This is a genomic window from Neorhizobium sp. T6_25 (assembly GCF_002968555.1).
In the GTDB taxonomy this organism is placed as follows: domain Bacteria; phylum Pseudomonadota; class Alphaproteobacteria; order Rhizobiales; family Rhizobiaceae; genus Neorhizobium.
Genome location: NZ_PVBL01000004.1, coordinates 113472 through 131236, shown reverse-complemented (window position 1 = coordinate 131236; position 17765 = coordinate 113472). Strand labels below are relative to the sequence as shown.

18 protein-coding genes are annotated in these 17765 nt (G+C 62.4%); 9 read left to right on the top strand and 9 right to left on the bottom strand.

Annotation, left to right across the window (positions count from 1 at the left end; translation table 11 throughout):
- Window positions 1-70 precede the first annotated feature (70 nt).
- Entirely contained in the window at window positions 71-541 is a 471-nt protein-coding gene (locus C5L10_RS07080; RefSeq protein ID WP_105429064.1) for an SRPBCC family protein, read from the top strand.
- Between the two features lie 116 nt (window positions 542-657).
- Here the strand turns inward: C5L10_RS07080 and C5L10_RS07075 are convergent, their stop codons facing one another.
- On the bottom strand, window positions 658-2031 hold the full coding sequence (locus tag C5L10_RS07075; RefSeq protein WP_046666603.1) for a diguanylate cyclase: 1374 nt from the start codon (window positions 2029-2031) through the stop codon (window positions 658-660).
- Between the two features lie 252 nt (window positions 2032-2283).
- Here C5L10_RS07075 and C5L10_RS07070 point away from each other — a divergent pair, with 252 nt between their 5' ends.
- Both C5L10_RS07070 and map read left to right on the top strand, forming a co-directional pair.
- Entirely contained in the window at window positions 2284-3327 is a 1044-nt protein-coding gene (locus C5L10_RS07070) for an LLM class flavin-dependent oxidoreductase (RefSeq protein WP_105429230.1), read from the top strand.
- A gap of 68 nt (window positions 3328-3395) precedes the next feature.
- Entirely contained in the window at window positions 3396-4151 is a 756-nt protein-coding gene (map, locus tag C5L10_RS07065; protein WP_105429063.1) for a type I methionyl aminopeptidase, read from the top strand.
- A gap of 49 nt (window positions 4152-4200) precedes the next feature.
- Here the strand turns inward: map and C5L10_RS07060 are convergent, their stop codons facing one another.
- Window positions 4201-4416, bottom strand: a complete 216-nt coding sequence (locus tag C5L10_RS07060; protein WP_046666601.1) for a hypothetical protein — start codon at window positions 4414-4416, stop codon at window positions 4201-4203.
- Window positions 4417-4618: 202 nt separating this feature from the next.
- On the opposite strand from C5L10_RS07060, the gene C5L10_RS07055 reads away from it, so the two are divergent.
- The gene (locus C5L10_RS07055) at window positions 4619-5800 is read left to right on the top strand and encodes a YbfB/YjiJ family MFS transporter (RefSeq protein ID WP_245447944.1); all 1182 of its coding nucleotides are present in this window, start codon (window positions 4619-4621) and stop codon (window positions 5798-5800) included.
- Window positions 5801-5925: 125 nt separating this feature from the next.
- Window positions 5926-7197, top strand: a complete 1272-nt coding sequence (gene sbmA / locus C5L10_RS07050; protein WP_105429062.1) for a peptide antibiotic transporter SbmA — start codon at window positions 5926-5928, stop codon at window positions 7195-7197.
- A 376-nt stretch (window positions 7198-7573) separates the two neighbouring features.
- On the opposite strand, the gene C5L10_RS07045 is transcribed toward sbmA, so the two are convergent.
- Window positions 7574-8572 (bottom strand): polysaccharide deacetylase, encoded by a 999-nt coding sequence (locus tag C5L10_RS07045; protein WP_105429061.1) that lies wholly within the window; start codon window positions 8570-8572, stop codon window positions 7574-7576.
- A 265-nt stretch (window positions 8573-8837) separates the two neighbouring features.
- On the opposite strand from C5L10_RS07045, the gene C5L10_RS07040 reads away from it, so the two are divergent.
- Together C5L10_RS07040 and der are read left to right on the top strand one after the other, a co-directional pair.
- The gene (locus tag C5L10_RS07040; protein WP_105429060.1) at window positions 8838-9509 is read left to right on the top strand and encodes a tetratricopeptide repeat protein; all 672 of its coding nucleotides are present in this window, start codon (window positions 8838-8840) and stop codon (window positions 9507-9509) included.
- A 31-nt stretch (window positions 9510-9540) separates the two neighbouring features.
- Window positions 9541-10968, top strand: a complete 1428-nt coding sequence (gene der, locus C5L10_RS07035; RefSeq protein WP_105429059.1) for a ribosome biogenesis GTPase Der — start codon at window positions 9541-9543, stop codon at window positions 10966-10968.
- 210 nt (window positions 10969-11178) lie between these two features.
- Here der and C5L10_RS07030 read toward each other — a convergent pair whose 3' ends face one another.
- Window positions 11179-12240 (bottom strand): glycosyltransferase family 1 protein, encoded by a 1062-nt coding sequence (locus C5L10_RS07030; RefSeq protein WP_105429058.1) that lies wholly within the window; start codon window positions 12238-12240, stop codon window positions 11179-11181.
- Between the two features lie 167 nt (window positions 12241-12407).
- On the opposite strand from C5L10_RS07030, the gene C5L10_RS07025 reads away from it, so the two are divergent.
- Window positions 12408-12815, top strand: coding sequence for an OsmC family protein (locus C5L10_RS07025; RefSeq protein ID WP_105429057.1), 408 nt, complete (start codon window positions 12408-12410; stop codon window positions 12813-12815).
- A 32-nt stretch (window positions 12816-12847) separates the two neighbouring features.
- Here the strand turns inward: C5L10_RS07025 and C5L10_RS07020 are convergent, their stop codons facing one another.
- Both C5L10_RS07020 and C5L10_RS07015 read right to left on the bottom strand, forming a co-directional pair.
- The gene (locus C5L10_RS07020) at window positions 12848-13366 is read right to left on the bottom strand and encodes a hypothetical protein (protein WP_105429056.1); all 519 of its coding nucleotides are present in this window, start codon (window positions 13364-13366) and stop codon (window positions 12848-12850) included.
- Window positions 13367-13521: 155 nt separating this feature from the next.
- Window positions 13522-14436 carry a sugar kinase gene (locus C5L10_RS07015; RefSeq protein WP_105429055.1) on the bottom strand — a complete coding sequence of 305 codons (915 nt, stop codon included), beginning with the start codon at window positions 14434-14436 and terminating at the stop codon, window positions 13522-13524.
- Between the two features lie 155 nt (window positions 14437-14591).
- On the opposite strand from C5L10_RS07015, the gene C5L10_RS07010 reads away from it, so the two are divergent.
- Window positions 14592-16241, top strand: a complete 1650-nt coding sequence (locus C5L10_RS07010) for an alpha-glucosidase family protein (RefSeq protein ID WP_105429054.1) — start codon at window positions 14592-14594, stop codon at window positions 16239-16241.
- 7 nt (window positions 16242-16248) lie between these two features.
- Here the strand turns inward: C5L10_RS07010 and C5L10_RS07005 are convergent, their stop codons facing one another.
- The 3 genes from C5L10_RS07005 to C5L10_RS06995 all read right to left on the bottom strand — a co-directional run bounded on the left by C5L10_RS07005 (window position 16249) and on the right by C5L10_RS06995 (window position 17725).
- On the bottom strand, window positions 16249-16662 hold the full coding sequence (locus tag C5L10_RS07005) for a GFA family protein (protein WP_046666585.1): 414 nt from the start codon (window positions 16660-16662) through the stop codon (window positions 16249-16251).
- Between the two features lie 107 nt (window positions 16663-16769).
- Window positions 16770-17303, bottom strand: coding sequence for an SRPBCC family protein (locus tag C5L10_RS07000; protein ID WP_105429053.1), 534 nt, complete (start codon window positions 17301-17303; stop codon window positions 16770-16772).
- Window positions 17300-17725 (bottom strand): helix-turn-helix transcriptional regulator, encoded by a 426-nt coding sequence (locus C5L10_RS06995; protein ID WP_105429052.1) that lies wholly within the window; start codon window positions 17723-17725, stop codon window positions 17300-17302. Before C5L10_RS06995 ends, C5L10_RS07000 begins: the two co-directional genes overlap by 4 nt.
- Window positions 17726-17765: the final 40 nt, after the last annotated feature.

The following is a 17765-nucleotide window of genomic DNA, read 5'->3' as shown; positions in this document are numbered from 1 at the left end:
TCGTGCCCGTCAAACGTCCTAAGTTCAGCATCGGATGAGATGTTTTGTAAAACCTCAAGGGAGACAGACAATGACCGCCAACACTGCCAAGCACGCCCTGCAGATCGTCCGCGAAATGAACGTGCCGGCCGACAAGCTCTACAAGGCCTGGACCACGCCGGAACGCATGGGCGAGTGGTTCTGCCCGCAGCCGTGGAAAGTGACGGAGGCCCGGATGGACGTTCGTGCCGGTGGTTCGAGCTTCATCCTGATGGAAGGGCCGAACGGCGAAAAGATCCCCAATTACGGGATCTACCTGGAAGTCGTGCCGAACAAGAAGCTGGTCTTCACCGACGCCTATACGAGCGCCTGGGTGCCGTCGGAAAAGCCGTTCATGACCGCGGTCGTCGAATTCGAAGACCTCGGCAACGGCCACACGAAATACACGGCAACGGCCTATCACTGGACGGAAGAAGACAAGCAGGCCCACGAACAGATGGGTTTCACGGTCGGCTGGGGCATCGTCGCCGACCAGCTCGAAGAGGTCGCCAAGACGTTCTGAAGCATGAGCCGCCGCCCGGGCCGAAGCTCGGGCGGCTTTGCCTCAAGGCGCTTTCGAAATCGATTCAAAAGGCTGCCGTAAGTCTTTGAAAACGGATTCGAACTTCGTTTGGCAATTCACCGGGTGCCGGGGCGCCGGGTCACTCGGGTACGGGGTTCCTGCGGTTCCGGTGGCTGAGGGATCAGCGCTTCCGGTATCGTCAGGCTCGAATAGACGCGGTTGCGGCCGTTCTTTTTCGCCATGTAGAGAAGCTGGTCGGCGGCGTTGAGCTGGTTGCCGAAGGTCTCGCGCTCCTCCATCTCCATCACGCCGATGGAGATCGTCACCGATATATCCTTGTCCTGCACCGGGATGCTGGTGGCCTGGACGCGCGTGCGTACCTGCTCGCAGAAGGAATGGGCCTGGAAGGCGTTGGTATCCTTCATGTAGATTGCGAACTCTTCGCCGCCGAGGCGGGCGGCGAGGTATCGCTTGTCGATGGTCATCTCCCTGAGGGTGCTGGCAAGACGCTTGAGCACCTGGTCGCCGGCCTCGTGGCCGTAGGTGTCGTTGACCGATTTGAAATGGTCGATGTCGAGGATGGCCACCGCGTCGTTTGCCGGTGCAGGCTCCAGGGGCGGGTTCTTCTCGAAGAAGAAGCGGCGGTTTGCGAGGCCCGTCAGATGATCTCGCTCCGCCAGGTAACGTAGCCGCTTCAGCTGGGTCAGCGTTTCGACATTGTTGTCGATGCGGCATTGCAGCTCTTCCGGGACGAAGGGACGGTACACGAAATCCGACGCGCCGGCCTTCAGGAAGCTTGCGGAAAGGCCGCGGTCGGACGAGGACGAAACGCCGATGATGCGCAGTTCGTCCGAAGGCCGGGTTGCGCGAATGCGCCTCGTCAGCTCGTGTCCGTCCATGTCGGGCATGTTGTAGTCGGTGATGACCAGTTCGATTGATGGGTTGTCGGCAAGCATGTCCAGGGCCTCCTTGCCGGAAAGGGCTTCGAGGACACGGAAGTTCTGCCGCTGCATGATCTCGACCAGACCGGAGCGGGCCCATCTCGCGTCATCGACGACGAGAACGGAAAAGGCGTTGTTGGTCAGGATGCGGTTCACCGTCTTGACGACTGTATCCACAGTCGTGTTGTCGCTCTTGACAATGTAGTCGATGATCTTCCGCTCGGTGTAGCGGACCGTGGTTTCCGTCTCGCAGGTTGCCGTGAAGACGATTGTCGGAACCGCGTATTCGGCAAGCAGAGCAAGGATCTCGCCGTTGGGCGCGTCAGGCAGGTTAAGGCCGGTCAGGGCCAGGGTGAATTTCTGCCCCGCCAGCAGCATGCGGGCTTGCTCAAGGCTCGCACAGCAAAAGGTTCTGCCGGCAGTCTCCCGCTCGAGCCGATGCCGCAGCAAGGCCGAAAGGGCGGCGGAATCCTCGACGATAAGAATATCATTCGATGATTGCAGGTTCGGAACGTCTAAGTCTGGCCGATTCTCGGTGCCGTCATCCATTCGACTTGCCCAAACTATTGTTCCTGTTGGCCGGGAAGAATATGCCGGATGGGTTACCATTTTCTTAGAATCTGAACCTATATTTGTGTCGAATATCTCGTAGTCCCGTGCAGGTTGCCAAGTCGGGGCGCAGGCGACGACCGTCGCACCCGCACCCATCCATTCCATCGAACGTTCCCTTCGAAAGAATAGCATTTGCGCCAAACGCGCCCGATAACTATCTGACGGCATCAACGAATGGATTTTTGCAAGATGGAACTCGGGCTTCATACTTTTGGCGATGTCGATGCCGCGGCACTGGACAAGGGCGCGGAAGGCGCAAGGCGGATCAAGGATTTGCTGGAGGAGATCGCGCTTGCCGATCAGGTGGGGCTCGACGTGTTCGGGCTCGGCGAACACCACCGCCCCGACTATGTGGTCTCGTCGCCCTCCACCGTGCTTGCCGCGGCAGCCGCGATCACCAGAAACATCCGGCTGACCAGCGCCGTCTCGGTGCTCTCATCCGACGATCCGGTGCGGGTTTTTCAGCAGTTTTCGACCGTCGATCTCATTTCGAACGGGCGAGCGGAGATCATGGCGGGCCGCGGTTCGTTCATCGAATCCTATCCACTGTTCGGCTACGATCTCGGCGACTATGACGAGCTGTTCACCGAAAAGCTCGACCTGCTGCTCGCCATCCGCGACGAGGAGATCGTCACCTGGCAGGGCCAGAAGCGCGCGCCGATCAACGGCCGCGGCGTCTATCCGCGCCCGCTGCAGAGGCAACTGCCGATCTGGATCGCCGTCGGCGGCACGCCGCAATCGGTGGCGCGGGCAGGGGCCATGGGCCTGCCGCTCGCGGTTGCCATCATCGGCGGCGAATATCCGCGCTTCGCACCCTTCTTCAACCTCTACCGCGAGGCCGCCCGCCGCGCCGGCCAGGATCCGGCCAAGCTGAAGACCAGCATCAACGTGCATGGTTTCATCGCGGATACGACGCAGGCGGCTGCCGACCAGTTCTACGGCCCGCAGGCGGAGGTGATGAACCGCATCGGCCGCGAACGCGGCTGGGGTCCGACCAACCGGGCGCATTTCGACGAGGCGCGCTCGACGCTCGGCAATCTCTTCCTCGGGGAGCCGGAACTGGTGGCCGAAAAGATCATCGCCGCCCACAAGGTGTTCGGCATGGACCGGTTCCTGCTGCAGATGGCGATCGGTCCGATGCCGCACGACCAGGTGATGCGCGGCATCGAACTCTACGGCACGAAAGTGGCGCCGCTGGTCAGAAAAGAACTGGGGTCGTCAGAAAAGAATTGACGGGCTCGGCCGATGGCGCGAAACCGGCGCCTGATCGAGACAGGACGCGTTAGGACGTTAGGCAGACCATGGTTATCTCCACCGAAGACGAACTGGCCAAGCTGAAGGAGATCGGCAGGCTTTGCGCGCAGGCGATGGAGACCATGGCAAAGGCACTGGAGCCGGGCATCACCACCCGGGAGCTCGACGCGATCGGCCGCAAGTTTCTGGAGGACAACGGCGCGCAATCGGCACCGGAGACCTGCTACCAGTTTCCGGGCGCCACCTGCATCAGCGTCAACGAGGAAGTCGCCCACGGCATTCCGGGCGACCGGGTGATCCAGGCGGGCGACCTCGTCAACATCGACGTGTCGGCGGTCAAGGACGGTTTCTTCGGCGATACGGGCTCTTCCTACGCCGTGCCGCCGGTGAAGCGCGAGATCGAAAAACTCTGCCGCGACGGTCGCCGCGCACTCTGGACCGGCCTGCAGCAGGTGAAGGCCGGCAAGCCGCTTTCCGGCATCGGCAATGCGATCGGGACCTTCGCCAAGAAGAACCGCTATACGTTGATCACCAATCTTTCGAGCCACGGCATAGGGCTGACGCTGCACGACGAGCCGAAGGAAATCCCGACCTGGCCGGACCGCCATGAGACGCGTTCGATGGAAGACGGGCTGGTCTTCACCGTCGAACCGTTCCTGTCGCTCGGCGCCAACTGGGCCGAGGACGGCGGCAATGGCGATCCCTGGACGCTCTACAGCGATCCCAAGGCACCTACCGTGCAATACGAGCATACGATCGTCGCGACCCGCAACGGGCCGCTGATCCTGACGCTTACGGATTGAGCGAAGACTTCTGTCGTTACGGAAAAATGCTGCCGTTACGGCAGATCGGTCAGTTGTGTTTGTTGCCGCCAGACACGGCATCGACACGACGATAGAAGGCGTCGGTACGCTCTGTCTGAAGGTTTCCAAGCATCTGGCGCGTATGGACGCGGGCGGCGCTCTGCAGCAATTGTGCAAAAGCGGCGTAACCGACGGAGTCGGCCTGGCGAAGCTGGGTGATCAACGGATCGACGAGTACTTCGGATAGGGTCAGGTCATGTTCCATGCGCATGCCTCCGCGCCCCGATGGCGATGGGTGAGAGATTGGCTGGCTTTCATGTCAGCAGCAAGACGGTTTCGGTCCTGCACTGCACCAAATCGTCGCGGCACATGCACGATCGCTTGAATACCGATCCATCATTGCGGTGCATCGCTGCAATGAAAATTCCTCATTTGCCGCGGCCGGGCGCGGCTGCGATAACCGTTCCATGCTGCAGATCAATACGAGCTATTCGCACCGCCCCCTGCTGATCGGCTTTGCCGGCTCGATCGCCATGGCGGCGGCGATGGGTTTCGGGCGCTTCTTCTACACGCCGATCCTGCCCGGGATGATGACGGGCATCCCCCTTTCGGCGGCCGACGCGGGTTATATCGCGGCGGGCAATTTCGCCGGTTATCTCGCCGGCGCCATTCTCTCCGCCTACGGCTGGGCGGCTGGGCGTGAGCGCAATGTGGCGCTCGGCGGGCTTCTGGCGACCGCGATCCTGCTCGCTGCCATGGCTGCGACCGATTCCGTCGTCGCCTTCATCGTCATCCGGTTTCTGGCAGGGCTTGCGAGCGCGCTTGCGATGATCTTCACCTCGTCGATCGTGCTGCCCTACGCAGTCGGCCGCGACAATGTGAACGTCCTGCATTTCGGCGGTGTCGGACTCGGCATCGCCCTGTCTTCGGCGCTGGTCTTCGTTGTCAACGCGGTGGCCGGCGATGGCGCACATGGATGGCGCGTGAACTGGCTTGCCGGTGCGGCGATCGTGCTCGTCGTGCTCGCCGTCGTCGCCTGGATCCTGCCGAAACAGGCGATCGGCACCGGCTCAGTGGTCGAACCGCCGCTTGAATGGCGCAGGCCGCTGGTGCTGCTCACCGCCTCCTATGGCCTGTTCGGCTTCGGCTACGTGATCACCGCGACCTTCCTCGTCACCATCGCGCGGATCGGCAATGCCGGCCCGGTCGTCGAATTCCTCGCCTGGTTCCTGACCGGTTCGGCCGCCGCCGTCTCGCTGATCCTGTGGCGGCCGGTGGTCAACCGCTTCGGGCTCGCCAGGGCTTATACCGCCGCGCTCGGGCTGCAGATGGTCGGGGTGCTCGGTTCGGTCATGCTGCCGCCGACTGCGGGCGCGCTTGTCGGAGGGCTGCTGCTCGGCGTCACCTTCATGGTGATCACCGCCTATGGGCTGCAGATCGGCCGGAAACTCTCGCCGGAAAGCCCCCGCCGGGCGCTCGCCTCGGCCACCGCCGCCTTCGGCACCGGCCAGATCATCGGCCCGCTTGTGGCCGGCTGGATCGCTGAAGCAAGTGGCGGCAGTTTTGTCGCCCCGACGCTGATCGCGGCGGCGGCGCTTGTCGTCTGCGTCCTGCTCGCACTCCCGGTTGCGCGCAACGCCTCCGAATAATCCCACGGTTACAATTACGTAACCACGGAACGCGGCCATTGCCGCTCCCTTGGAACTGCCTTAGTTTCCGGCTCAATAGTCGTTCCGACATCCCGTCGACTCGAACTCAGGAAAGCCCAAGCTCCGTGTTCCACTCATTCTTTCCCCGACCTAAACTGTTCGCAATTTCCGGCGTCGTTTGGGCCATCGTTACCATCCTGGCCTGGTATTTCGTCTTCGACGGTGTTGGCGCGTCACTTGGATATGTGATGCCGGAGCAAGAACCCTTCGACCTTTCATATTTCCTGGTGCCGGCGAACCTTTGGTTCTACGCGTATCTGGCGGTCTGCCTTGGGCTTTTCGGCGGTGTCTGGACCGTGATTGCCAAGGATCATCCCTGGAAACGTTGGTCGATCTGGGGGTCGCTATTGATCATCGCAGTGACCTATTTCGGGGTGCAGGTTTCGGTGGTGATCAACAACTGGCGACGACCGTTCGGCGACCTGCTGCAGAATGCGCTTTCCAAGCAGCCGGGTATTACCGCCTGGAATTTCTACGATCTTCAGATCGTCTTCGCCCAGATCGTCTTCCTCAGCATGGCCGTCTCAATCCTGACGGACTTTTTCACCAGCCACTACATCTTCCGCTGGCGCACGGCGATGAACGATTTCTACATGTCGAAGTGGGAAAAGCTGCGCCACATCGAAGGCGCGTCCCAGCGTGTCCAGGAAGATACGATGCGGTTTTCGGCGACGCTCGAGGGCCTCGGCATCAACCTGATCAATGCAGTGATGACGCTGGTCGTCTTCTTGCCGATCCTGTTCGCGCTGTCGGGTTACGTTTCCGAGCTGCCGCTGATCGGTGAAGTACCGCATGCGCTGTTCTGGCTGGCGATCTTCTGGTCGGCCTTCGGCACGATCCTTCTGGCGACCGTCGGGGTCAAGCTGCCGGGGCTGAACTTCCGCAACCAGCGCGTGGAGGCGGCCTACCGCAAGGAACTGGTCTACGGCGAGGACCATGCCGACCGTGCCCAACCGGCGACCATCAAGGAGCTCTACAGCAACGTGCGGCGGAACTATTTCCGCATGTACTTCCACTACCTCTATTTCAACGTGGCGCGTTATTTCTACATCCAGGCGGATGCCGTGTTCCTGTTGCTGATGCTGGTGCCGACGATCGTCGCAGGCAAGATCACCTATGGTATCTATCAGCAGATCGCCACCGCCTTCGGCCAGGTGAGCAACTCGTTTCAGTACTTGGTCAATTCCTGGACGACGATCATCGAACTGCTCTCCATCCACAAGCGCCTCAAGGCCTTCGAAGCAGCCATCGACGATCAACCGCTGCCGACCATCGACCAGCATTACCTGGAACGGGAGGCCGAAGCCGGCGAACTTGCGGCCGATAAGCCCTATTGATTTGGGTAACAGGTCTTAGGACAGCATTTTGGCCGCGCCGGACGTCTTGTCCGGCGCGGTTTTGGTTTGGGAATGGGGCAGGCGGTGTCGAGTATATGGGAGGTAGGTGGTTTTGCCTGCCCCGGCCGGTTCCTGCAGCTTTCCGGGAATTGTCGGTTCCCGTTCCACCACGTTCGACAGCCATCACCGGAAACCGGGGTCCGAAAACCCTTGGAGGAGAATGCCGGTTCGCGAACCCGGTTTCCCATCCGATGACGGGGTGATTATGGGATGGGTTCGGGGAGGCGGGGACGGACGGGGACGTGAATGCGGGTAAGGAGTTGACGGGGTTGGGCTGGTTTTTTGTAGGTGGGGAAATCGTCCCCGGCAAAGATCCCTACAACCCCGATGCCACCCGCGGCTTCTCCCGTTCGCGGATCAGCCTGATCGCCTCCGGATAACTCACGCAGGCGACGTCTTGCTTGCCGCAGACTTCGGTCACCAGCCGTTCCATCGCCCGCCAATAGGCGCCGCCGTTCATTTCGACGAAATGCAGGCCGATCTGGAGGGGGATGCGGTCGCCGTCATGTTCCTTGTCGAAGGCGGCCTTGAAGGCGGAATAGGCGCGTTCCTCGAATTCGGCGGAACTGCTCGGATTGTCGATGCCGCCGGAATGGCGGATGAAGAGGTTGTAGTCCATGGCGATGATCGGCCGACCCGCCGGACCTTCCGGGATAAGCGGCAGCCCGAAGCGGATGAGGCCGCCCTTTTCCTCCGGCATCATCGGTCCCTTGGTGACGAGGCTGGCGTCATAGCGGATGCCGGCCCGTCTTTCGGCTTCGACCAAGCCGGGACCGATGGAAAAATAGGGAGCGCGGAAACCGGTGATCCCGGTCGCGACGAAATTTTTCCAGCCTGGAGGCTCATCCGATCCGGCGCCTGATGTCTTCCAGGCATCGGTCATCACGTCGTGAAAGGTGGTGAACTCAGCGGTCCAATCGGCCGCCGTCCAGTCCTTGCCGTCGAAATGGCCGCAGGTATGGCTGGAAATATCGTGGCCTTCGAGATGCGCCTGCCAGACGTGGCCTAGCCTTTCGCGGGCCTCGGCAGCCGTCTGGGCAAAGCCGATATTCGATTTGCCCGGTTTCTCGTTCGGCGCCTGATAGCTTTTGGCATTGGCGCGCTCGATGACCAGCGTGCAGGAGAGGAAATAGGTGAAATGGGCGTTGGTGCGCCGGGCGAGATCGCGGCTGCGCTGCCAGAGATTGTTGGCGCCGGCGCCGTCGAAGGAGACCATCACCAGCTGTTTCGGCTTGCCAGAGGTATTGTCCGCTGCATTGGTTGCGAGGGGCGCGGCGAGAAGACAGAGGGCGAGGGGAAGGGCAAGCGGACGCATCGGGTACCTGAATCATGGCGAAGGGCAGCCGGCTTTGTGGCCGCTGAATAAGGCAAAGCTTTGAGCGGTTGGGTTTAAGTGCGGATTCCTGCCGAAAGGCGCCAACGAGCGTTCCTGGGCGGGTGTTTTTCGGCTTGCGCTCACCGTCCTGGCAAAACCGGCGCCCACTTTTGCGCGACAGGAGTTAAGGGGGGCCTTACATCTCAGGGAAAATAGGCTAGAAGGCGCTTTTCCGCATGATGGGCCGGTTGGGCCGGAGACTTTGATGGCGCAGGACGACGACAGTTTTATTCGCGAAGTGAACGAGGAGCTTCGCTCCGATCAGTTCAGGGGGGCATGGCAGCGTTACGGCAGGATCGTGATCGCGGTCGCCGTGCTGATCGTCGTCGGTACGGCCGCCTATCGCGGTTACGAATACTGGGACACGCATAATTCCTCGCAGTCCGGCGACCGTTTTCTGGCGGCCTTGAAGCTTGCTTCGGAAAACAAGAACGACGAGGCGCTCGCCGCCTTCGAAGCACTCGAAAAAGACGGCACCGGCGCCTATCCCGTGCTGGCCAAGCTGCGTGCCGGCTCGGTGCAGCAGTCCAAGGGTGATGCAGCCGGGGCGATCGCCACTTTCTCGGCAATCGGCAAGGACAACGCAGCGCCGCAGGCGATGCGCGACCTCGCCAGGATGCGCGCCGCATGGCTCCTGATCGACAACGGTACCTATGAACAGGTGGCCGCCGAAGTGCAGCCGATGGCGGTGCCCGCCAACCCACTTGCCAATTCCGCCCGCGAGGCGCTTGGTCTTGCCACCTACAAGGCCGGCAACTTTGCGCAAGCCAAGGAATGGTTCCAGCAGATTGCCAATGATGCCTCTGCGCCCCGTAACGTCGCCAACCGCGCGCAGATCATGCTCGACAACATCGCCTCTTCAGGCAAGGCGCCCTGACGGTTTTCGCCCAGGGCTTTAAGGATACAGAATGAGCTTCACCGTCGCCATCGTCGGACGCCCGAATGTCGGCAAGTCCACGCTTTTCAATCGCCTGGTTGGAAAGAAGCTGGCGCTTGTCGACGACACGCCGGGCGTCACCCGCGATCGCCGTCCGGGCGACGCAAAGCTCATCGACCTGAGATTCACGATCATCGATACCGCCGGTCTCGAAGAGGCGGGACCCGAGACGCTCGAAGGCCGCATGCGCGCCCAGACCGAGGCCGCAGTCGACGATGCCGACCTGACGCTGTTCGTGGTCGACGCGAAGTCGGGCCTGACGCCGCTCGACAAGACCTTCGGCGAGCTTCTGCGCCGCAGCGGCAAGCCGGTCGTGCTGGTCGCCAACAAATCGGAAGCGCGCGGTTCCGACGCCGGTTTCTACGATGCCTATACGCTGGGTCTCGGCGAGCCGGTGCCGATCTCGGCCGAACACGGCCAGGGCATGATCGACCTGCGCGACGCGATCGTCGAGGCGCTCGGCGAGGAGCGGGCGTTTCCGGAAGACGATGACGAGGCGGAGACCAATATCGACGTCCGGGATTCCGATTTTGCGGACGAGGGCGCGGACGAGGCCGAGCCGGAATACGACGAGACGAAGCCGCTGCGCGTCGCCATCATCGGCCGCCCGAATGCCGGCAAGTCGACGCTGATCAACCGTTTCCTCGGCGAGGACCGCCTGCTGACCGGCCCGGAAGCGGGCATCACCCGCGACAGTATCTCGGTCGAATGGGAATGGCGCGACCGCACCATCAAGATGTTCGACACCGCAGGCATGCGCAAGAAGGCGCGCGTCCAGGAGAAGCTCGAAAAACTCTCGGTTGCCGATGCGCTGCGCTCGATCCGGTTCGCCGAGACGGTGGTGATCGTTTTCGACGCCACCATTCCCTTCGAAAAGCAGGACCTGCAGCTTGTCGACCTGGTGCTGCGCGAAGGCCGGGCCGCGGTGCTCGCCTTCAACAAGTGGGATCTCGTCGAGGATACGCAGGCGGTGCTCGCGGATCTGCGCGAAAAGACGGAACGGCTGCTGCCGCAGGCGCGGGGGCTTCGCGCCGTGCCGATTTCCGGCCAGACCGGCTACGGGCTCGACAAGCTGATGCAGAGCATCATCGACACCGACAAGGTGTGGAACAAGCGGATCTCGACCGCCAGGCTCAACCGCTGGCTCGACGGCGTGCAGACCCAGCATCCGCCACCGGCCGTCTCCGGCCGCCGCCTCAAGCTCAAGTACATGACCCAGGTCAAGGCCCGCCCGCCGGCCTTCATGGTGTCCTGCACCAGGCCCGACGCGCTGCCGGAAAGCTATATCCGCTACCTGATCAACGGGTTGCGCGCCGATTTCGATATTCCCGGCGTGCCGATCCGCATGCATTTCAAGGCGGGTGAAAATCCGTTCGAGGGACGCAAGAAGAAGCGCTGAGGGCTTGATTGCCCCTCATCCGGCTGCCGCCACCTTCTCCCCGTTCTGACGGGGAGAAGGACGCAAGGCGCAAGCGCTCATTTCAAATCGCTCCATCGGAGTGCAGCCACCTTTTGCAGCGATGAGGTTGGCGAAAACGGTGCGACATCGTTTCCTTCTCCCCGTCAAAACGGGGAGAAGGTGCCCGGCAGGGCGGATGAGGGGCTGCTACTACACCGTCGAAGGCCGAATTCCGCCGCGCGGGGCCGGCAGCTTGGGCCGTCCTTGGGCGATCAGCACGTTGTTCAGGAACTGCTTCGACGCCGCCTCCCAGGTGAACTTGCGGGCAAGCGTCCGGGCGTTTTCACGCGAGCAGCCGAGCGCCGCAAGGCAGGCCTCGCGCAGATCTTCGCTGAGCGCCCCGGCGCCCGAACCTTCCTCGATAATGTCGATCGGGCCTGTGACCGGGTAGGCGGCGACCGGGACGCCGCTTGCCAGCGCCTCGAGGATCGTATTGCCGAACGTGTCGGTCTTCGAGGGGAAGACGAAGACGTCGGCCTGCGCATAGGCGCGGGCGAGATCCTCGCCGGTCTTCATGCCGGTGAACAGCACGTTCGGATACCGTCTCTGCAGATCGGCACGAGCCGGACCGTCGCCGACCACGACCTTGGAGCCGGGCAGGTCGAGATCGAGGAAGGCCGGCAGGTTCTTCTCCACCGCGACGCGGCCGACGGTCATGAAGATCGGGCGCGGCAGGTCGAAGGGACGCTCGTCGAGATCCATCGGATGGAACATGGTCTGGTCGATGCCGCGGCTCCAGCGCAGCAGGTTTTTGAGGCCGAGCTTGGCGAGTTCGCGCTCGAGACTGGCAGTCGCCACCATGCAGCCGTTACCGGCATTGTGGAACCAGCGCACGAAGCCATGCAGCCAGCGGACCGGGATGGGGAAGCGCGCCGACACGTATTCCGGAAAACGGGTGTGGTAGCTGGTCGAGAAGGGGATGTTGTTCTTGAGGCACCAGCGGCGGGCGAGCAGTCCGAGCGGGCCTTCGGTGGCGATATGCACGGCGGTCGGCATCGACGCCTGGATGGCGCTGGCGATCTGCCAGTAGGTGGCGACCGAAAGGCGGATTTCAGGGTAGGTGGGGCAGGGAACGCTGGTGAAATCCTGCGGCGTCACCATGGCCACGTCGACGCCCATCTGGGCGAGTTCGCGGTTGGTATTCTCGATCGAACGGACGACGCCGTTTACCTGAGGGTACCAGGCATCCGTCACGATGGTTATTCTTGTCATGGAAGGCCGAACCCGGTTGCCGATCCGTCCACGACTCGCGCGTGACGGAGCGTTGTCGGCCCTCTATCGGAAAAGTTTGTTACAGGCTGATGAAGGGGGCGTGTCGGGCACAGGTTGAACGGATTTCAGATAGGTAGCATCATCAGATCAGCTGAGGAGGATCGCCCATGATTACGTCGACCGTCGAGCTTCGCAACGTGGCCGGAACCGAGGCGGCCTTGGGCTGGGCCGGCAGCCATACGATTGTCGTCGACCGGCCGGAGGGCAAGGCCGGCGGGCGTAATCTCGGGTTCAACGGTGCGCAGCTCTTGGCGCTGGCGATCGGCGGGTGTTTCTGCAACGACCTGCGATACGCGGCGCACGAGATGAACATCGATATCGAGGATATCGCCGTCAGCGTCACCCTTCAGCTCGAGGGCGTGCCATTGATCGCAGTCGGTGCCGAGCTCGACGTCATCTGCACCTCGGGCGACGGTGCCGACACCAGGGCCCTGATCGAACGCGCGAAAAGCGTCTGCACGGTCGCCAATTCGGTGATGCGCGGATTTCCGGTATCGTTCCGGGTTGCCGGCTGACCCTTGAGCGAGGGCAGCCGACGCCGGGGCGGTTAGTTGGCGGCGATGGTGAATTCCTGATCGAACGTCGAGGTCTGGCCGCTGCTCATGTCGTGGATCGTGTAGGTCAGGGTATATTTGCCAGCCGGCGCGCCCGTCAGCGTCAGGGTGAAATCCATGGAGAATTCCATGTTGGCGTTGTGGCTCTGCAGGACATTGGTGGAGAAGGCCTTCTGGTCGAGCATGACCTCGCCGTTCGCCGCCTTGATCTTCAGGTCCGACACGAAGTTGAGTTCGTACATGTCGTGGGGAAGCTCTTTCCACCCAAATCCGATCGGCTCGACATAGGTGATGACCTTTTCACCCGGCTTGAAAATGCTGGACTGCTTTTCCTGATAGATGCCGTAGCCGGTGGAGGGCGCGGTGACGAAGGTCACCAGGCGCTCCGTCAGGCCGAGCTTTCCCCATGCTTCATAAGTCTTCGTTTCGGCCTTGGTCAGGACGTCGATCGGAGCGGAGTATGCGGCCGGGGAGAGGGCCAGGACGGTCAGGAAGGCAAGTGCGATACGCATTTTCTGTTCCTCGTTGGGAGCGATCGTTTCATCGATCCCAACCCTGTCACATAATGACTGAGAATTGATTTATGACGCAGCGAGGAAATCAGCCGGACAATTTTCGCCGGTTTCGGCCTCTGTCGCTGGTCGCTGCTGGCTGTGTCCGTCGGTGTTTAGCCCGGCAGCAGCGCCGGGCTGATCAGCGCCCCGTGGTGGCCGATGACGACGGATGCGACCGAGGCGCCGTAGGCCGCGGCCTGTGCCGGCGGGGTGCCGCGGACGAGGCGTGACAGGAAGGCACCGTTAAAGCTGTCGCCGGCGCTGGTGGTGTCGACGAGCTGGGCGGTCCTGACCGAAGGGACGTGGACGGGAGCGGTGCCGCCGAAGCTCAGCGTCGCGCCATCCGCGCCGTTCTTGACCACGACGTTCTCGACGCCGAGCGAATGGTAGCGGGAGATGGTGTCGGCCACCGTCGCGTCGCCGAAATGGGTGGTCTCGTCGTCGAAGCTCGGCAGGACCAGCGAGGCCGCGCGGGCGCCTGCCTCGATCGTGCGCAGCATATAGTCCCTGCTCGGCCAGAGGCGGGGGCGGATATTGGGGTCGAAGGCGACGGTCTTGCCGGAGGCCTTGGCGCGGCGCAGTTCCGACAGCAGCGTCTCGACCGCTTCGGGGCTAAGGATACCCAGCGTGATACCGGAGAAATAGAGGATGTCGGCAGCCCCGATGGCACTGCGTAGATGGTCGGCATCGTCGGCGAATTTCCTGGCGGCGGCGGTGTCGCGCCAGTAGCTGAAGGTGCGTTCGCCGTTCTTCAGCGTGATCAGGTAAAGGCCCGGCGTCTTGCCTTCGATGCGGCGGACGAAGTTCGTGCCGATGCCGGCATCCCTCATCATCGACAGCATTTCGCTCGACAGTGGATCGTCGCCGACCGCGGTAAAATAATCCACCGACCATTCGGCCGGCAGGCAGGCCCGCGCGTACCAGGCGGTGTTGAAGGTGTCGCCGGCAAAACCTTTACGCAACAGGCCTTCGCCCGCCTGCGACAGCTCCACCATGCATTCGCCGATCGAAAGAAGCCGTCCGCCCATTGCATCTCTCCCGTGTTTTGAAATTCGCATAGGCCGAAGTTTCGGCCGTGGCAAGGGAGCAGTCCCGGAACTTGGCAGAGCCTTGCTTTTGCGTTGTCTTTTAAGCCGGGGGCACTAGGTTGGCCTGGAACATTTGACGGAAGGAGAGTCCAAAGATGGCGACGCAGGCGGTGAAGGCGGTCGATGCAAACTGGTGGCGCGGCGCGGTGATCTACCAGATCTATCCGCGCTCCTTTCAGGACACGACCGGCGACGGGATCGGCGACATCAAGGGCATCACCGCACGGCTGCCGCATGTCGCCTCGCTCGGCGTCGATGCGATCTGGCTTTCGCCCTTCTTCACCTCGCCGATGGCCGACATGGGCTACGACGTCTCGGACTACTGCAATGTCGATCCGATGTTCGGAACGCTGGCCGATTTCGACCAGATGATGGCGGAAGCCGATCGCCTGGGGCTGAAGGTGATCATCGACCAGGTGATTTCCCACACCTCCGACCGGCATCCGTGGTTCGTCGAAAGCCGCTCAAGCCGCACCAATCCGAAGGCGGACTGGTATGTCTGGGCCGACCCCAAGTCGGACGGTACGGCGCCCAACAACTGGCTGTCGATCTTCGGCGGACCGGGCTGGGAATGGGACGGCGTGCGCAAGCAATATTACATGCACAACTTCCTGATCGCCCAGCCGGATCTCAACTTCCACAATCCAGATGTCCAGAACGCCATGCTGGACACGGTGCGCTTCTGGCTCGACCGCGGCGTGCATGGGTTCCGGCTCGATACCGTCAACTACTATTTCCATGACAAGCAGCTGCGCAACAACCCGCCGATGGTCTACGACACGGACGGTGCCGGCATGGAGACGGATACCAATCCCTATTCCATGCAGAACCATCTCTATGACAAGAGCCAGCCTGAGAATATCGAGTTCCTGAAGCGGCTTCGGGCGCTGCTCGACACCTATGAGGGGCGCGCGACGGTCGGCGAGGTCGGCGACGGCCCGCGCTCGCTGACGACGCTTGCGATCTACACCAGCGGCAACGACAAGCTGCACATGTGCTACACGTTTGACCTGCTCGGCCCGGCCTTCAACGCCGCCTATATCCGCAAGGTGATGACGACCGTGCAGGACACGGTGACGAACGGCTGGGTTTGCTGGGCCTTTTCCAACCACGACGTGGTGCGGCACGTGACCCGCTTCATCGAGGCTCCGGAAGAACAGGATCGCGTCGCCAAATTGTCGATCACACTGATCTCGGTTCTGCGTGGCTCGATCTGCCTCTATCAGGGCGAGGAGCTGGGGCTGACCGAGGCGGAGCTTTCCTACGAGGACCTGCGCGACCCCTACGGCATCCGCTTCTGGCCGGCCTTCAAGGGGCGCGACGGATGCCGCACGCCGATGGTGTGGGAGGCAAGCCAGCCGCATGCGGGCTTCACCACGGGTTCGAAGACCTGGCTGCCGGTTCCGGGCGATCATGCGGCGCGAGCCGTCGATGCGCAGGAGGGGCTTTCGGAGTCCGTGCTGCACCACTACCGGGCGGCACTTGCCTTCCGCAAGGCGCATCCGCCGCTTGTCGATGGCGACATGACCTTCCTCGATACCAATCAGGACCTGCTCGCCTTCGTGCGCGAGAAAGGCGGCGAAAAACTGCTGTTCATCTTCAACCTGACCCGGGAGGCCCAGGATTTCACCCTGCCGAAACGGCTCGGGGAAATCCTGCCGGTCAACCTGCCGGGCTTCCTATCGCGGCTCGACAAGGGCGTGGTGAAGCTCGACGCGCTCGACGTGTTCTGCGCGCGGGTGTGAAGCTGCTTCAAGCCGGCGGCATGTTTTGGAATTTCGGCAGGGCCGGATCGAGATGGTCCCAGGCGTGGCCGGCGGCGTGCCAGGTCACGAATTGCGGCTTGTACCGGCTCGGATCGTCGAGGCTTCCGGCGCGGATGACGAAGTAATCCGGCATGGCGGGGAACGTCATGTAGACCGGCGAACCGCAGGTGGGGCAGAAGGCCCGCCTCTTGACCGTTCCGCCGTCGCCGGTCGCCTCCCAATGGGTGGCCTTGCCCTCGACCTTGACGGCAGCGCTTGGGAAAGTGAGGTGGGAGGCGTGACCGGTGCCGCTTTCGCGCTGGCACTGGCGGCACTGGCAATCGACCATGACCGCCGGCTCGGCGGAGATTTCATAACGAAGTGCGCCACAGGCGCATCCGCCCGTAAAAGGGGTGCTCATAGCTTGTCTCCATGGGAGGGCCCAACCGCGGGCGGAAGGGTTCGGCTGAGACCTCCGCCGGGGTCCGAGGCGTCCCCGGACCATGGGGCGGAGGCGACTACGATGCTTCAGGCCGGGATGCGGCGGTCGTATTCTTCCTTGAGGCGGCTCCAGCCTTCCCAGAACGCTTCTGGTTTGGCGCCGGTCGCCCGGGCGACCAGGATATCGAGGTGCATGTGCCAGCCGGCGCCGACCATGACCATGTTGCGGCGATCGGAGATCCGCCGGTGCGTGACGGTGAGCAGGATTTCGCTGCCGGCCGGCTGTAGTTCAAAGCTGACCTCGCCGCGTGGCGGCCAGGAGAAGACCAGGCGATGTGGAGGCTCGAACGCGATCACCTCGCTCTGCATGCTGTGTTCGGCGGGAAAGCCTTCCGGCTTGCCTTCCGACGAGTCGGACAGTTCGTCGTTGCGCCAGGTGAGTTCGAAGGAACTGCCTGCCTGCGCCGGTATGATGCCCGATGCGAGCCACTGGCGGCGCAGATCGCTGTCGGTGAGGTAATCCCAGATCCGCTCGATGGGGCCGGGCAGCCGGCGCTGGATGGTGAAGGCGAAAGGTTCGGCTACAGCGCCGTATTTGTTCAACGATGTCATGTCGTTCATTGGTCTTCTCCCGTTTCAGGTTCAAGTTCAGATTTCCGTGGGGCAGGGGATTTCAGCGGGCTCTTCCCGATTTCGTCCCGGGCGCTCTTTTGAGCGTCCTCCTCCCTGAGAAGGCGTTCCAGGATATCGAGCCTGCTGGTCCAGAAGCGCTCATAGAAGGTGAGCCATTCATGGGCGGTCGCGAGCGGGCCGGGTTCCAGGCGGCAGAGATGGGTGCGGCCATGGATCTCGCGGCGGATCAGCCCGGCGCCTTCCAGCACCTTGATGTGTTTCGAGGCCGCCGCGAGCGACATGTCGTGCGGCTCGGCCAGCTGGCTGACGGTGCGCTCGCCCTGTGCCAGCTCGCGGAGCATGCGGCGGCGCGTGCCGTCGCTGAGGGCGTGAAAGACCGTATCGATCGGATGTGTTTGTAATTCAACCATGTGGTTGAATATGCGCGCGCAGGATTTTATTGTCAACCGA

Coding starts and splice junctions, on each gene's coding strand:
- C5L10_RS07080 (WP_105429064.1), top strand. CDS start 71: ATGACCGCCAACACTGCCAAGCACGCCCTGCAGATCGTCCGCGAAATG.
- C5L10_RS07075 (WP_046666603.1), bottom strand. CDS start 2,031: ATGGATGACGGCACCGAGAATCGGCCAGACTTAGACGTTCCGAACCTG.
- C5L10_RS07070 (WP_105429230.1), top strand. CDS start 2,284: ATGGAACTCGGGCTTCATACTTTTGGCGATGTCGATGCCGCGGCACTG.
- map (WP_105429063.1), top strand. CDS start 3,396: ATGGTTATCTCCACCGAAGACGAACTGGCCAAGCTGAAGGAGATCGGC.
- C5L10_RS07060 (WP_046666601.1), bottom strand. CDS start 4,416: ATGGAACATGACCTGACCCTATCCGAAGTACTCGTCGATCCGTTGATC.
- C5L10_RS07055 (WP_245447944.1), top strand. CDS start 4,619: ATGCTGCAGATCAATACGAGCTATTCGCACCGCCCCCTGCTGATCGGC.
- C5L10_RS07045 (WP_105429061.1), bottom strand. CDS start 8,572: ATGCGTCCGCTTGCCCTTCCCCTCGCCCTCTGTCTTCTCGCCGCGCCC.
- C5L10_RS07040 (WP_105429060.1), top strand. CDS start 8,838: ATGGCGCAGGACGACGACAGTTTTATTCGCGAAGTGAACGAGGAGCTT.
- der (WP_105429059.1), top strand. CDS start 9,541: ATGAGCTTCACCGTCGCCATCGTCGGACGCCCGAATGTCGGCAAGTCC.
- C5L10_RS07030 (WP_105429058.1), bottom strand. CDS start 12,240: ATGACAAGAATAACCATCGTGACGGATGCCTGGTACCCTCAGGTAAAC.
- C5L10_RS07025 (WP_105429057.1), top strand. CDS start 12,408: ATGATTACGTCGACCGTCGAGCTTCGCAACGTGGCCGGAACCGAGGCG.
- C5L10_RS07020 (WP_105429056.1), bottom strand. CDS start 13,366: ATGCGTATCGCACTTGCCTTCCTGACCGTCCTGGCCCTCTCCCCGGCC.
- C5L10_RS07015 (WP_105429055.1), bottom strand. CDS start 14,436: ATGGGCGGACGGCTTCTTTCGATCGGCGAATGCATGGTGGAGCTGTCG.
- C5L10_RS07010 (WP_105429054.1), top strand. CDS start 14,592: ATGGCGACGCAGGCGGTGAAGGCGGTCGATGCAAACTGGTGGCGCGGC.
- C5L10_RS07005 (WP_046666585.1), bottom strand. CDS start 16,662: ATGAGCACCCCTTTTACGGGCGGATGCGCCTGTGGCGCACTTCGTTAT.
- C5L10_RS07000 (WP_105429053.1), bottom strand. CDS start 17,303: ATGAACGACATGACATCGTTGAACAAATACGGCGCTGTAGCCGAACCT.
- C5L10_RS06995 (WP_105429052.1), bottom strand. CDS start 17,725: ATGGTTGAATTACAAACACATCCGATCGATACGGTCTTTCACGCCCTC.